We start from the raw sequence: 13,517 nt of genomic DNA on the forward strand, positions 1-13,517 counted from the left end.
TATAATTAACATAGATATAATTATGCAAGGAGAATAGAAATGCTTATTGACACTCATTTGCACGAAAGCAAATATTCTGGAGACAGCTTTATCACTCTGGAGGAAATAGTATACAGATCAATGGAGATGGGACTTCATGGGGTATGCATTACAGACCATGAGAGCAATGAAATAAAGAAAGAATCCGAAGCTTTGATGAAAGAAACAGGCTTTCTGATAATCACCGGAGCTGAGATATTGACCTTTGAAGGGGACATGACCGTATTCGGACTGGAGAGGCTTCCGGGAAAAAAGATCCATGCACAGGAATTGACTGATATAGTTGACAAGGCGGGGGGCGTGGCCGTATGCTCTCATCCATACAGGCAGAACAACAGAGGGATGGGAGATCATATAAGGCAGTTGAATCTGCTGTGGGGTATAGAAGCTTTCAACGGGAGCACCCCATGGCATCACAACAACAAGGCCTTTGAGCTGGCTATAGAGCTTGGGGTCTCAGCTTTAGGGGGCAGTGATGCCCACCATAGGAAGCAGATAGGCAAGTTCGCCACCAAGATGCCGGACTGGGTGAAGGACGAAAGAAGCTTTATCAAAGCGGTAAAGGAAGGTTATACCATACCCGTGGAGTATAAAAAGGGGATCTATGAAGTCGTAGACTGCTGCCGCAGCAAGAAGGCAGTTTGAGATTTATATATTACTGCATGAAAGGATAGTATTTCATGCAGTAATATTTTTTTGCCCTCCCTAGCTACTGCGTAAAGTTTTCAAAGCAACATAGGAACATCCGTCAGGAGAAAGGAAACGGATGCGGTGCCTGCATCGTGCTGATAGACGGCGAACCGGTAAAAGCCTGCTTGATGCTGGCTGTCCAGGTCGAGGGGCTCAAAATATCAAAACCGTGATATAATAATATGTATAATATAGACTGATAGGTGATGAATAAATTGAGAATAGTTGTAGTAGGCGGCGGAGCATCGGGGATGCTGGCGGCTATCGTGGCCGCGAGAAATGGTGCTCATGTTTCAGTAGTAGAGCAGCTTCCCAGAGTGGGGAAAAAATTATTGGCTACGGGTAACGGGAGATGCAATCTGACCAATATTTATATGGATATAGAGAGCTTTCACGGCAGCAAGAGAGCCTTTGCCTATGCCGCCTTGGCTCAGTTTGATCAAAGGGCGGCCATGGGCTTTTTTGAGGATCTGGGGATATACTGTGTAGAGGAAGACGGGGGAAAGGTATTTCCGGCTTCAGGCCAGGCTTCCTCCGTGCTGGATGTGCTGAGATATGAGATGGAAAGCCTGGGGGTCCAAGAAATCTGCGATGCCAGGGCAGAGGTTATAAGCCATGGTAAAAAAGGCTTTAATTTAAAATTAAAGGATAAAGATGCAATCAGGGCCGATAAAGTGATCCTGGCTGCCGGGGGCAAGGCCAATCCGGGCTTGGGTTCCAACGGAAGCGGCTATGCTTTGGCCAAGACCTTCGGTCATAGGATAGTTGAGCCGTTTCCCGCATTGGTGAAGCTTAAATTGGAGGCCCCATACCTTAAGGCTTTATCCGGTGCAAAGATTACCGGTGAAGCGGCTGTTGAATCTGAGGGCAGGATACTTAGGCGTGAAAGAGGAGAAATCCTCTTCACGGATTATGGGGTATCCGGGCCTCCGGTGATCCAGCTGAGCCGGTGCACAGGAGAACAGCTCAGAAACGGCAAAAAAGTCAATATCATACTGGATCTGTTTCCCCATATGGCTCTCGATGCCCTTGAATCATTGCTGGAAAGAAGGACATCCCTCAGGCAGGCGAAGCCCTTTGATTTCAGCTTTATAGGCTTGATCAATAAAAGATTTATAAATATACTTCTTAAGGAAGCGGGAGTGGCCGCTCTTTCGATGCCTTGCGGGGATATATCCAGGGAGCAGGTGAAAGCAGCAGCTCATAAGCTGAAGAGATGGGTCATACCTATTTCCGGCACCCAATCCTGGAGTGAAGCCCAGGTGACTGCAGGAGGGATAGATGTCTCTGACATCGATCCTAAGACTATGGAGTCCAGGCTCCAGCCCGGCCTCTATTTTTCCGGGGAAATAATGGACATCGACGGGGATTGCGGAGGTTTTAACCTGCAGTGGGCCTGGTCATCGGGGTATGCAGCGGGATATAATGCGTCAAAAGACACCGTTTTACAATATTAAAAAGCAATGGTAGAATAAAACTAAAAGATATATCAAAAGAGGTTTTATTATGAGCAATATGGAGTCGGATACAAGAAGCAAAATATTAGAGTCTGCCATAGATATGGTCGGATTGAAAGGCGATGTCACGATAAGGGAGCTTACGGAGATAGCAGGGGTCAATGTGGCCTCTATAAATTATTACTTCGGAAATAAAAATAATCTTCTGAAGGAAGTAGAATATCATTACTCTACCTCTCTATATAATATCCAATATAACATACTGACCTCCCAGGAGCTATCACCCTATGACAAGATATTGGACTGGGCCAAAAGCATGGCAGGCTTTATAGCTCAATACCCTGCTCTCATTGGCTTGATAGTGAATCTTGCGACAGAGGATAGGAGCTACAAACCGGCATTGATCCAGAAGATATATCTCAACAAAGAGCTGCAGGCCATGATAAGAGGAATTATCGGAGCCATCATAAAATCAGATGATGAAAAGCTGCTGAACCTCAAATATCTTCAGATCTTCTCGGGAATTTTAGGCCCCGTTATAAACAGGCTGGTGGAAGATAGCTTCTCTCACGAGCATTCCGTGATATGTCTCCGGAGCAAGGAGGATCTGGAGGATTATATGAAGCTTCTTATCGATACTGTCCTGGCATAATCTTTTCTCATATCAGCATCGGGAAGAATAATTTTTCAGCTTATCACAATATTTTTGCAACTTTCCATAAATTTTATTGATTAGCATCTTCATCAATGCTAAAATTAAAACATATATTTAAAACAAGCGTTTAAATACTGCTAATAATCGGGGGTCATGCGGATGAAAAATAAAATGTTACTGCTGGGAGCGGTCATACTGGTCTTGACGCTTACAGGATGCAAGGGGACAGCTCCTAAAAATGCTGAGGAAGATATAAAGAAACCTGTTAGAGCTATTGAGGTAAAGGAAACAGCAAGTACGAAGGAGCTCCACTATATAGGAACTGTAAAGCCCGAGACAGTAAAAAAGCTTAGCTTCAAAGCTTCCGGAAAAATAGCGGCCATCAAGGCAGAGCAAGGACAAAAAGTAAAAAAAGGAGAAACTATAGCTCTTTTGGACACTAAGGATCTTAGCTTTGCCGTGGAAGCTGCACGGGCTGCTAAGGCGGGTGCAGAGGCCCAATATTCAAAGGCTTTGAATGGAGCTACTGCGGAGGATATTGATTTGGCTTCCGCAAATGTAGTAAAGGCGCAAAAAGCCTATGAATTTGCCCGGGACAGCCTTGAGAAAGCTCGAAAGGTATACGAAGGGGGAGGCATGTCAAAGCAGGATTTAGATAAGGCGGAGCTGGAGCTCAGCATCAGGGAGCAGGAATACATAGGTGCAAAGACCATGCTCCAGCAGGCTGAGAAGGGTGCCAGGGAGGAAGATAAGCAAGCTCTCAAATCCCAGCTGGACCAGGCTGATACTGACCTTAGATACAAACAAAGCGCATTAGCGGATGCTGATTTGAAAGCCGACATGGATGGCTATGTCATGGAAGTGCTGTCGGAGCAAGGCGAACTGATAGCTGCCGGCTATCCAGTTGTGATACTGGGCAGCGCCGACAGTATAGTGAGCTTCGGATTGACGCAAGAGGATGCTGCAGAGGTGAAACTGGGAGATAGGATCACTATTGAGTCAAAAGGGGCCCTATATGACGGGAAAATAAAGAACATATCAAAAATAATGGATATGGAAACCCAGACCTATAATGCGGAAGCAGTGCTGGAAAACGCAGACCTGCCTGCAGGATCAGTGGTAAAGGTCTCTGTCCCCGCAGGAGAGTATAATGCGGTTATGATACCCCTAAACAGCGTATTGAGGGGGGACTACGATTATGTATATTTATCGGATAATGGAATAGCCCAAAAAAAGGAGATCAAGATAGGCAAGGTACAGGGGGACATGGTGGAAGTCACAGGGCTCAATAAGGGAGAAATGTTGATACTTGAAGGGATCAAGAGCATAAGTCACGGGGATAAGATAGAAATCATCCGATGACTAAGGGGGATGGAACGATGATGAAAGCTATTGCTGCTGCCATACGCAATAAGAAGATAACCTTCGTTATGGCAGCCGCTGTAATGATATTTGGCCTCTACAACTATTTCATGATACCAAAGCAGGAAGATCCGGACATCACGCCTCCTTTTGCCATGATGACAGCCATATACCCGGGGGCTTCCCCTGAAATAGTAGAAAAGCTGGTGACCAAAACGATAGAAGATAAATTGGTTGAGATAGAGGGCTATGATTATTCCCAATCATACTCCCGCAATAGTGCCAGCATTGTAATAATGAGGCTGAGAAATGGTGCGGATATTGACAAAGCCTGGGCAGCCCTGAGGGAGAAGATGGATGATCTGCAAAATGAGCTTCCCAAGGATTGCGGCAAGATCGATATCGAGACTGACCTGGCAGATACCGCAGGAATGATAATAAGCCTGTCGGGGGAAAAGTACAGCTACGAAGAGCTGGAGTTTTTCGCAGAGGGCTTGAAAAGCGAACTGATGAAGATAGAAGGAGTATCCAGATTTGATATAGATGGGGTGCAGAAGAAAGAAGTAAAGGTGGTTGCAGACATATCGAAGCTCAACCAATATATGCTTTCGCTGCAGGACCTTGTCAATATAATAAAAGCTTCTAATGTTGAAATACCTTCTGGTGCCATAGAGGGGAGCAGCACAATAAATGTCATGGTTTCAAGCCGGTATGAGGATATAGAGGATATAAAAAATACCGTAGTATATGTCTCACCCGAAAGCGGGATATCCGTCAGACTCAAGGACATAGCCCGGGTTGAAATGGGGTTGGAGGATTCCAACTATAAAGTAAAATATAATGGCAAAAACTCAGTGCTTCTGACCGGATACTTTGTAAAAAACAAAAATATAGTTGAAGTGGGCAAAAAGGTTGAAAAAACTATGACAAAGCTTATGGAAAAGCTTCCTGAGGATTTGGTTTTGGATAAGATCCTCTTTCAACCTGAGGATGTGGCAAAGGCTACCAATGACTTTATACTGAATCTGATCGAGGGCATGATCTTTGTAATAATTGTGGTGTTTGCGGGAATGGGACTTAAAAACGCCATAGTTGTATCCACAGCCATACCGCTATCTATCATGGCAACCTTTGTTATCATGAGCCTCCTGGGAATAAAGATCCACCAGATATCCATATCTGCTCTCATAATCGCTTTGGGGATGCTGGTGGATAATGCCATAGTCACCAGCGACGCAATCCAGGTCAGGCTGGACAGGGGCGATGACAGGATGGATGCTTGTGTAGGCGGTGTGAGAGAGGTGGCAGTGCCTGTTTTTACCTCCACCTTGACCACAGTTGCTGCATTTATACCTTTGCTGATGCTGAACTCGGTAGCCGGGGAGTATGTTATAAGCGTACCTTTGATAGTGATAATATCTTTGAGCGCTTCCTATATAACTGCTCTTTTTGTCACCCCTTCCCTGGCATATATTTTTTTCAAGCCCAGCAAAGATAGAAAGCATAACTATTCCGCAAGAAAGTTTTTTATGAGCTTGCTGGATAAGGCTCTCAAGCGGAGAGGCCGGGCAGTTGCTTTATCCGTGGCAGCGTTTGCCCTATCCATATTTATGGCTTTGCAGCTGGGGCTCCAATTTTTCCCCTATGCCGATAAGGATATGATGTATATCAATATAACCAGCGAAAGAAGCAATGATCTGGCAAAAACGGAAGAGATAACTGAAGATGTGTTTAGCATACTGGAAGATCAAAAGGAAATAAAGTTTTATACCGCCGCTATCGGTGACGGACTTCCAAAGTTTTACAATGCGGTACCTATAAGCACACCCTCAAAGGATTTTTCTCAGATCTTGCTGAGAGTTGACTTGAAGAAGGGCGGGAGATTCAAAACCAACTCAGAATTTTCCGATTACCTTCAATCCGAGATCGATAGAAAGATTGCCGGGGGCAAGGTGGTTGTAAAGCTGCTGGAGCTGGCTGAACCTACAGGAGCACCTGTGGTTGTGAGAGTCTCCGGCAAGGATATGGATGCGCTGGTGCAAACGGCCGGCCTTATAAAGTCCTTACTGAAGGAAATACCGGGCACCATGAATATAGAAGATGATCATGCAGACAGAATATATCAATATGATGTGGCTTTGGCCCCTGATTTGGCAGCTTATTACGGGCTCAGCTCCTATGATGTGCAGAATGAGATAAACATAGCCTTGATGGGAAGGGTGCCCAGCAAGCTCCGTCAGCAAGGAAGTGAATATAATATAAAGGTTGAGGGGGATATAAGGTCCAAAGAGGAACTGGAAAATCTGGCTGTCAAATCTTCCGTAACCGGCAATAAAGCATTGCTGAAATCCGTTGCACCGATAAGCGTCGCCCATCAGTACCCTCAGATAAAAAAATACAACCGAGAGATGGCCGTAATGGTTTTAAGCGATGTTAAAACCGGATATAATCCTGTGGATATTGAAAGAAGCCTGGGGGAAAAGCTGAAAGGTGCGGATGTGGGCAATGTATCAATAATCTTTGACGGTGAAAGAGAAAAGATAGTCCAGTATTTTGGGGATTTGGGAGTATCTGCAATATTTGCGGTGATGCTTGTTTATATCATACTGCTGTTCCAGTTCGGATCGTTCCTGCAGCCTCTTATAATACTCATAACCATACCCCTATCTGTAATAGGATCAATTTTGGGCCTGGCATTGTTCAGACAGCCCTTGTCCTTTACTGCGCTTTTAGGAATTGTAAGTCTTGCGGGCATAGTGGTAAACAACGCCATACTGCTTGTAGACTTTATAAATGCAGAAAGAAGCGAGAGTAAGGATGTAAACACAGCCTGCATAGATGCGGTGAATAAGAGATTCCGGCCCATCATGCTGACCACCATTACTACCGTAATAGGGCTGATCCCTTTGGCATTGGGCGGCAGCAGCCTCATGGTGCCCATGGCTGTGTCGCTTATGAGCGGTTTGATGATATCCACATTGCTGACATTGGTGGTGATACCGGTAGTATACAGCATATTTGAAAAAAAGGCAGCTTAGGCTGATGTAGCTTAGGCCGCCTTTTTCTTTTTTTTCATTAAGCCGATAAGCAAAATAATGGGAGGTATGATCAATGTAAGGGCAATATCCCCTATATTTGCTACAGTGTAGGAAAAACGCTCCAGGTCAAATTTGCGTACAGTGATCAATAAGGCTAAAAGATATAATACCAATATGAAAATATTTAAAAGAGGCTTTTCATCCTTTAGATTAAAGATGGTTCCGATAAGCCTTAGAGTTATGTAAGAAAGAGTAGCAATAAGAACAAAGTCACTCAGAACCCATACTATTACTGCAAAGGATTCAATTTTTTCCAATATGTCAAACACAGATATCAGCTTTACTGCAGACATAAATGGCAAGGGAGACTTTTCAGTGACGGAGGATCCGAGAGAACCTATTACTACTATTAAAAGCACTATAGTATAGAATGCGAGGTACAACGATGCATATAAACTTTGCTTCATTAAATTTTCCTTATGGCTTATTTCATCACTTATCAAAAAAATAAAAAATATATATCCCCATAGAGAGATTGTGCCTGGGCTTGATTTAAGGACCGGCAATATGTCTATGTAGCTTATGGGCATCAAATTCTTTAATTTTACTTGAGGCAATAAAAAGATAACCAGAAGAAAAAATACTATACCTATGATTGGGTTGATTATTTCATTCATTCTTGCCAATATAGTCAGTCCTGATTTTAATGTAATAAGCACAATAATAAGCATGATGGCTATAAATATGCTTATGTTTGTATCAGAAAATATTGAAGTTACAAGTCTTTCGGCGTAATATCTGGTGAAAAGGGCTGTCATGATCAAAATCCACAAAGCATACACTGTCAATAATATTTTACCGGCGGTCTTTCCTATGATTAGAGTGATAATAGTAGTCATAGGCTTATCGTTATATTTCTTAATAGTTTTATCCAGCAATAAGAACATGATATATAGAGAAAATAATGCTATTATAGGCATTAGATAAGAGGCTTGTTTCGCTATATGAGCGGTGTATGTGGAGACAAAGCGTATTGAGGGGGAGAATATCAATGTCAGATATAAAAGGAGGGTCTGCCTTAAAGAAATCTTGCCTTTATTTTCCAGCATATGATAATAAACCTCCCTCATTGTTTATATCGGAATAGCTTAAGAGCAAATTCCGCTATGCTTATGCTGTAAGGATTCCTTGTGTACAAATAAGCCATAGCGGCGGCTGATAAGGCAAACAATAGAAATACGGCCATTTCCTTATACAGCTTTCTGCTGCTCATATAATTGATGTCATACAGAGATATGACAGCTATCAAAATCAGCCAAAAAATCATTTTTCCACCCCGTACCCGCTTCTTATAGGTTCTTCGATATCATAGGTTCTGTTTATAACCGAATCGATATTCACAGATATTTTAAGATCCGGGAATATTTTATTCCAATCATTTTTTATGCTCTCCCATAGAACCGGATATTTTCGATATACTTCATAGCTTATGGGGAATATATCCATATTATTTTCTTTTGCAAAGGATAATATATCCTGAACTTCTTTTTTTACTTCTTCTTCCTGCTGCTTTTCAAGAAAATTCAAGATATCCTTTTTGAAAATATTTTTAGTACCCTTTATATCCATTACATTGGATGATAATTTAATATTTATTGCAATATTCAGTTTGCCATCTGTCAGCTTTGGTATGATTTTTGTTTTGCTTTCTATTATTTCAAGAGAAACAGACTGGCCTCCGGGCTCCTTTACTATAATTATTCCCGACTTTATTTTTCCTCTTACCCAGTTAAAGCCTCTTGCCATTTTATCAGTTATATATCCGAAAAGCTTTTCCCCTTTGAATAATGCGAAGCCGGACAGCTTAAGTCTGTCTTTGCGGCCTTGTTCACTGGGATTCTCATAGTTGCCACTTTTGATTTCTATGCATGGGATATATGGTGACATATATGTGTAATCAAACATATTCATTATATCAACCAGGTTTATTTCATCCGATATCGAAAGTTTATCCTGGTTGCTTAAGAGGCTTTCCAATAAATCTCCCACGAACACATCTTCATCCCCTATTTTTCTTAAAGTATTTAAAGCTGTATAGCCTTTAACGATTAAAACCTTGGAATTTAATCTTATTTCATGGTCCCGGGCAAAAAAATCCATATACTTCAAGATTTCATCTTTAGCTGCCTCTTCTCCGATCAGTATATATTCTGCATGGCCATAAAAGACTCTTTTATCCGAATAAGCGGAAAGGTCTCTAATGGCTTCAGCTGTTGTAGCTCCCCTTGACGTCAGTATATTGGTCTTTGTTTTGGAACCGCTGCTTCCTTCCCTTGACCCTGAGGCCGGATTAATATTTTTTGTGGCTGACGAAACAATGATATCCTCACTGCCATCCTCTGCCTTATCTATTCCGACAGCGTTGACGAAAAGTATCTTATTTATTTCGGTCCTTCCAAAGCTGTATTTGGTACAGCCGGCGGTAAGAAAAAGGGATATAAATATTAATACTATTAATTTCTTCATACCTGAAAGCACCTCTAATTCCGCCTTTTATTATTTTTGGTCTTCAGATTGGCAGGCCTGTTTTTCATAAAGGATAAAGGCAATCTGAAAAAAGTATCCTGGAACTGCATCGAATCCGTCGAGACAAAGGGGGATAGGTAGGGCACGCTGTAATTATCTATGGTGCATAGATGATATATCAGCAAAATACCTGCAATGCTCATGCCGAACAATCCCGCAATGCTGCTTGCTATTGCGATTATGAAGCGCCACAGCCTGATAGCATTGGAAAAGTCCTGATTGGGCATGACATAGCTGGATATGGCGGTTGAGGCTATCATAACGACTACAGCGGGGGATACCAGTTTAGCATCCACCGCCGCTTGCCCTACTACGACAGCCCCTACTATGGATAAGGCCTGGCCTATGGTTTTGGGAAGCCTGATCCCTGCCTCTACCAGTATTTCAAAAGCTATCAGGAGCCCTAAAGTCTCTATAAAGGAGGGGAAAGGCACTCCTTCTTTGGAAATTTGTATTGATAAGGCAAGCTGCGTAGGTATCATTTCCTGATGAAAGGAGGTTACAGCTATATAAAAGCCGGGAAGAAAAAGAGTAAGTGCAGTAAGCATAAAACGCAGCAGCCTTATGGCAGAGCTATAGATGAAGTTTTGGGAATAATCTTCAGGCGCTTGCATAAATTGCACAAAGGTAGCAGGTACAATCAGCGTTACAGGGAGACCGTCTATCAATATGCCTACTCTGCCCTCAAGCAAGTTGGAGCAAAATTTATCAGGCCTTTCGGTATACAGCAGTTGAGGAAAGGGAGAGAACTTATTGCTCCTTAAGCGCTCTTCTATGACAGAAGTGGTCAGTACTCCATCCACATCTATAGACCGAATTTTTTTTGTTATCTCATCTACCATGCTTTCATTTGTAAGATTTCTAATATACAATATTCCGATAGGAGTTTTTGTCTGTTTCCCTATTATTATTTCTTTAATGGTCAAATCTATGGTCTTTATTCTTCTCCTTATGGTAGCAATATTAGTTGACAGGGTCTCTACGAAGGAATCCTTCGGGCCTTTGATCACATTTTCGTTAGAAGGTTCTGTTATGTTTCTGGTATCAAAGCCTTGAACGTTGAAGGAAAAGGCTGCGGCGTTTTTATCAAATATCAGAACGGCATTCCCGTTGAGTATATCAGAAGCAACAAAGTCTATATCCAAAAGTTTTTTTTCATCTGGGAAATACAAGCTGCCCGATTCGATAAGATCTATTATTTCCTCTTCTTTTTTTGCACAGCGTAAATAAGGGCTTTCTAGAAGAGGCTTCAGAATGAAATTGCTTAGGTACTCCTTTTGGATAAGCCCGTCAATAAAAGCAAGGGTCACTTTTATAGCTTTCTCTGAGCCTGCATAGATATCTTTAAAGTATATATCGCTGCTGTGACCGATTAGAGCTATCAAATTTGCGGTATTTAATTCCATATTCTCATTGCCCATATTATATTTCTCTCCTTTCAAAAATTATCTGCTAAAGCACCGGCTTTTATGCGTCACATATACATAAGAAGATGAAATAAAAAAACAGCCGTGAAAATCACGAATGTTGCTTTTGCATAGCTTCTGACGGGTGAGAATAAAAAAGAAGTATGCATATCAAATAGAATTTAGGGGAAAAATGGCAGATAAATTTGCATATATCGTCGGAATTTGCGATAAATAAATGAAGGATAATGCAAAAATATGTAGAATTAGTTATAATATTACAAATATTTACAGGAATGTTTGTAGAGGTGAAGGAAGGCTATGACAAACAAAATTAACAGATTTATGGGTATAGCAGCCACGATATTAGCTATAATGTTTTTGGAGTCAACGGAGATTTCATATAGATTATCTACTATTTTTGGGATATTTGCAATGCTTATCATATTTTCCATATATAAAGGCGGGATATTGTCGGGCGTGGGGAGCACTATCATCACCATATTATATATGTACAATTTGAGGAGAGGCCGGGTTCAAGATCCAAGCCTTTACGACATTTCACACTATGAATTTTTGCTGGATATACTGTCTATGATATGCATAGGAGTGCTCGCAGGCATCATGCAATACAGGTATATAAGCTATTATGAAAGGTTCAAGGAGAGCTGCTTGTTTGCATCCCGGGCCGAGGAAATATCGGATATCATGATTTGCAACACATCTCCGGAAGGAAAGTATATAAAGGTGCCTCAAAACCTATGCTCACTATTGGGCTATACGAAAAATGAGCTTTTCAATAAGCATTACTGGGATGTAACTCATCCCGAGGATGCCGCATTGGAAGAAGAGCTGTTCCATAGCCTTATTAGCGGTCATAAGGAAACATACAGTATGGAAAAAAGGGCTTACAAGAAGAGCGGGGAATTGATCTGGTTATTCTGCAATGTTTCTGCTGTAAAAAATAACGATGGAGAGATAATATATCTGCTCAGGTATCTGGTGGATATAACAGAGCAGAAAATAATGAGAGAAGAGTTAAAAAATAAAGAGAAAGAGCTCAGAAGAAGCGAGAATAAGTACCGGAACCTGGTGGAGCTGAGCCCGGATGCAGTTATAATTCATGAGGGCGATACCATTACCTTTGTCAATAACACAGGTGTAAAGCTGCTGGGCGAGCTGACAGCGGAGGATGTGACAGGGAAGAGTCTGTATGAATTTATACATTCGGACTATGTATACAATGTAAAAAGCCAGATCGGAAGGGCCTGTGTGAATCTTAACCAGGCTGGCATGCCCTTTGATGTGAAAATAATATCTCATAACCGGATTGAAACGGATGTGGAGATGATAAACATAGGGTTCAACAATGGCAATGACATTCAGGTAATGGCCATAATACGTGATATCACGGAGAGAAAGAGATCCGAAGAACTCAAAATAGCCATGAAAGAAAATGAAAGGCTTCTGGTGGAGGCAAAAGAATATGATAGGATCAAAAATGAGTTTTTCGCAAATATCTCTCACGAGCTGAGGACACCTTTGAATGTGATACTGGGTACGCTGCAGCTTCTTGACATACATAATCAGAACGGCAGCAAGAAGGATTTAAATATGGATAAGTATATAGGCCTTATGAAGCAGAATTGCTATAGGCTTCTGAGGCTCGTGACCAATATCATTGATATAACTAAAATTGATGCTGGGTATTTTGATGTAAACCTGGAAAGCTACAATATTGTAAGCATTATAGAAGATATAACTCTCTCTGCATCCGATTATATAGAGGATAAAGGCCTTAGTCTGGAATTTGATACGGATACGGAGGAAAAAATAATAAAATGTGATCCGGATCAGATGGAGCGTATAATGCTGAATCTGATCTCCAACGCAGTCAAATTCACCAAACCCGGGGGTAAGATAAGCGTAAAGCTTACCGACAAGGGCAGCAGCATATTTATAAGCATTAAGGATACGGGGATCGGAATACCTGAAGACAAGCAGGGAATGATTTTTGAGCGCTTCAGGCAGGTGAACAAGTCCCTTACCAGAGACCATGAAGGCAGCGGCATAGGGCTCTCGCTGGTGAAGTCCTTGGTAGAGATCCATGGCGGTACGATATATTTGATAAGCGAGCCGGGCCGCGGCAGCGAATTTATAATAGAGCTGCCCACAAATGAAAGCCATGAATCTCACAAAAAAGAGCGGGCGGCAAAGGTAAGACATATTGAGAGGATACAAGTAGAGTTTTCTGATATATATTCTTGAGGAAGCCGATTGGCTC

General features: G+C 42.0%; 10 protein-coding genes. 6 read left to right on the forward strand and 4 right to left on the reverse strand.

Annotated elements, in window-relative coordinates:
- Positions 1 to 39 precede the first annotated feature (39 nt).
- The 5 genes from AC4HCY_RS03075 (at position 40) to AC4HCY_RS03095 (ending at position 7,241) form a co-directional block, all read left to right on the forward strand.
- Positions 40 to 684, forward strand: coding sequence for a PHP-associated domain-containing protein (locus AC4HCY_RS03075; RefSeq protein ID WP_491095359.1), 645 nt, complete (start codon positions 40 to 42; stop codon positions 682 to 684).
- Between the two features lie 251 nt (positions 685 to 935).
- Complete coding sequence (locus tag AC4HCY_RS03080) at positions 936 to 2,186, forward strand: BaiN/RdsA family NAD(P)/FAD-dependent oxidoreductase (RefSeq protein ID WP_323432896.1); 1,251 nt, start codon at positions 936 to 938, stop codon at positions 2,184 to 2,186.
- A gap of 49 nt (positions 2,187 to 2,235) precedes the next feature.
- Positions 2,236 to 2,838, forward strand: a complete 603-nt coding sequence (locus tag AC4HCY_RS03085) for a TetR/AcrR family transcriptional regulator (protein ID WP_255227668.1) — start codon at positions 2,236 to 2,238, stop codon at positions 2,836 to 2,838.
- 162 nt (positions 2,839 to 3,000) lie between these two features.
- Positions 3,001 to 4,203 carry an efflux RND transporter periplasmic adaptor subunit gene (locus AC4HCY_RS03090; protein WP_491095360.1) on the forward strand — a complete coding sequence of 401 codons (1,203 nt, stop codon included), beginning with the start codon at positions 3,001 to 3,003 and terminating at the stop codon, positions 4,201 to 4,203.
- Between the two features lie 17 nt (positions 4,204 to 4,220).
- Positions 4,221 to 7,241, forward strand: a complete 3,021-nt coding sequence (locus AC4HCY_RS03095) for an efflux RND transporter permease subunit (protein WP_255227670.1) — start codon at positions 4,221 to 4,223, stop codon at positions 7,239 to 7,241.
- A gap of 11 nt (positions 7,242 to 7,252) precedes the next feature.
- Here AC4HCY_RS03095 and AC4HCY_RS03100 read toward each other — a convergent pair whose 3' ends face one another.
- The 4 genes from AC4HCY_RS03100 to AC4HCY_RS03115 are packed head-to-tail and all read right to left on the reverse strand — an operon-like array spanning position 7,253 to position 11,248.
- Entirely contained in the window at positions 7,253 to 8,350 is a 1,098-nt protein-coding gene (locus AC4HCY_RS03100; protein ID WP_255227671.1) for a GerAB/ArcD/ProY family transporter, read from the reverse strand.
- Between the two features lie 17 nt (positions 8,351 to 8,367).
- Entirely contained in the window at positions 8,368 to 8,568 is a 201-nt protein-coding gene (locus AC4HCY_RS03105) for a hypothetical protein (RefSeq protein WP_255227672.1), read from the reverse strand.
- Positions 8,565 to 9,767, reverse strand: coding sequence for a Ger(x)C family spore germination protein (locus tag AC4HCY_RS03110; protein WP_491095361.1), 1,203 nt, complete (start codon positions 9,765 to 9,767; stop codon positions 8,565 to 8,567). Before AC4HCY_RS03110 ends, AC4HCY_RS03105 begins: the two co-directional genes overlap by 4 nt.
- 14 nt (positions 9,768 to 9,781) lie before the next feature.
- Positions 9,782 to 11,248 (reverse strand): spore germination protein, encoded by a 1,467-nt coding sequence (locus AC4HCY_RS03115; RefSeq protein WP_491095362.1) that lies wholly within the window; start codon positions 11,246 to 11,248, stop codon positions 9,782 to 9,784.
- Positions 11,249 to 11,554: 306 nt separating this feature from the next.
- Here AC4HCY_RS03115 and AC4HCY_RS03120 point away from each other — a divergent pair, with 306 nt between their 5' ends.
- The gene (locus AC4HCY_RS03120) at positions 11,555 to 13,501 is read left to right on the forward strand and encodes a PAS domain-containing sensor histidine kinase (protein WP_323432901.1); all 1,947 of its coding nucleotides are present in this window, start codon (positions 11,555 to 11,557) and stop codon (positions 13,499 to 13,501) included.
- The last annotated feature ends 16 nt before the right edge of the window (positions 13,502 to 13,517 follow it).

Source organism: Lutispora sp. QWL-02 (assembly GCF_058315355.1).

What these genes read in the sequence shown, in the direction of transcription:
- AC4HCY_RS03075 (WP_491095359.1), top strand. Translation starts at nt 40, where the DNA reads ATGCTTATTGACACTCATTTGCACGAAAGCAAATATTCTGGAGACAGC.
- AC4HCY_RS03090 (WP_491095360.1), top strand. Translation starts at nt 3,001, where the DNA reads ATGAAAAATAAAATGTTACTGCTGGGAGCGGTCATACTGGTCTTGACG.
- AC4HCY_RS03110 (WP_491095361.1), bottom strand. Translation starts at nt 9,767, where the DNA reads ATGAAGAAATTAATAGTATTAATATTTATATCCCTTTTTCTTACCGCC.
- AC4HCY_RS03115 (WP_491095362.1), bottom strand. Translation starts at nt 11,248, where the DNA reads ATGGGCAATGAGAATATGGAATTAAATACCGCAAATTTGATAGCTCTA.
- AC4HCY_RS03080 (WP_323432896.1), top strand. Translation starts at nt 936, where the DNA reads ATGAATAAATTGAGAATAGTTGTAGTAGGCGGCGGAGCATCGGGGATG.
- AC4HCY_RS03085 (WP_255227668.1), top strand. Translation starts at nt 2,236, where the DNA reads ATGAGCAATATGGAGTCGGATACAAGAAGCAAAATATTAGAGTCTGCC.
- AC4HCY_RS03120 (WP_323432901.1), top strand. Translation starts at nt 11,555, where the DNA reads ATGACAAACAAAATTAACAGATTTATGGGTATAGCAGCCACGATATTA.
- AC4HCY_RS03095 (WP_255227670.1), top strand. Translation starts at nt 4,221, where the DNA reads ATGATGAAAGCTATTGCTGCTGCCATACGCAATAAGAAGATAACCTTC.
- AC4HCY_RS03105 (WP_255227672.1), bottom strand. Translation starts at nt 8,568, where the DNA reads ATGATTTTTTGGCTGATTTTGATAGCTGTCATATCTCTGTATGACATC.
- AC4HCY_RS03100 (WP_255227671.1), bottom strand. Translation starts at nt 8,350, where the DNA reads ATGCTGGAAAATAAAGGCAAGATTTCTTTAAGGCAGACCCTCCTTTTA.